This window comes from Kitasatospora sp. NPDC057512, assembly GCF_042802135.1.
Classification (GTDB): Bacteria; Actinomycetota; Actinomycetes; order Streptomycetales; family Streptomycetaceae; genus Kitasatospora.
The window spans coordinates 1-1,101 of the sequence record NZ_JBHVET010001286.1 but is presented as its reverse complement, the minus strand read 5'-3'; the positions used below and the strand labels follow the sequence as shown (position 1 = coordinate 1,101).

Annotated in this window: 1 pseudogene; it reads right to left on the bottom strand. The window is 71.6% G+C overall.

What is annotated here, in order from left to right:
• Window positions 1–1,059 (bottom strand): annotated as a pseudogene (locus ACFU6K_RS39525) (hypothetical protein); the annotation flags it as partial.
• Window positions 1,060–1,101: the final 42 nt, after the last annotated feature.

Sequence of the window (1,101 nt, the reverse complement as noted above, 5' to 3'; positions counted from 1 at the left end):
GCCGTAGAAGGTGGTCCAGCTGCCGTCGGCCTTCTTGTCGGCGGTCCAGATCCTGTCGTCGGTGCCGATGGCGAACAGGCGGATGGTGTCGCCGATGGTGGTGGTGGCGACCTGCTTGACGCCGAGGACGCCGGGGACCGATTCGAAGGTGGTCCAGGGGCCGTTGCCGGTGCTGTCGGTGGTCCAGATCTGGCTGTCGGCGCCGACGGCGAACACCCGCACGGTGGAGCCGATCGTGGTGGCGGCGATGTGCTGGATGCCGCTGCTGGGGATCGCCTCGAAGGTGCTCCACGTGCCGGCGGTGTAGTCGCCGGTGCTGGTCCAGATCCGGCCGTCGCCGCCGATCGCGAACAGCCGCACGGTGTTGCCGACGACGGTGGCGGTCACCTGCTTGATGGCGCTGCTGGGCAGGGGCGTGAACGCGCTCCAGGTGCCCGCGGCGTAGTCGCCGTCCGCACCGTAGATGCGCTCGTCGCCGCCGATCGCGAACAGGCGCACCTTGTCGCCCATGGCGACGGCGGTCACCTGCCGGATGCCGCTGTTGCCCGGCACGACCTCGAACGGCGACCAGACGCCGGCACTGTTCCGGGTGGCGGTCCGGATCCGCTGGTCGCTGCCGATCCCGAACAGGCGCACCTTGTCGCCCATCGTGACGGCGCTGACCTGCCGGACGCCGCCGCTGTTCGGCACGGCCTCGAAGGTGCCCCACACGTTCGTGGTGTACGCGCCCTCGTTGGCCCAGATCTGGCTGTCGCCGCCGATCGCGAACAGCCGGCTGGCCGGACGGGAGACCCGCACCTGGTTCACCCAGCCGGCGAGGTCGTCGACGCGGGAGCTGTAGGCGCCGGTACGGGTCTCGGTGGCCGGGGTGCCCAGGCAGCCGCCCTGCCAGGAGCGGGAGGCGACGGCCACCAGCTCGGCCTTGCCGTTGACCTCGCGGATCGCGGGGGCGCCGGTGTCGCCCTTGCAGATCGCGGCGCCGCCGGTGCCGGTGATGCCGATGCCGGTCGCGCTCACCGTGTCGAGGCTGAACGCGCCGGTGTGGAGCTTGTTCGGCACCCACTCGTCCTTGGTCCGGCCGAAACCGGCGACGCGCAGGCT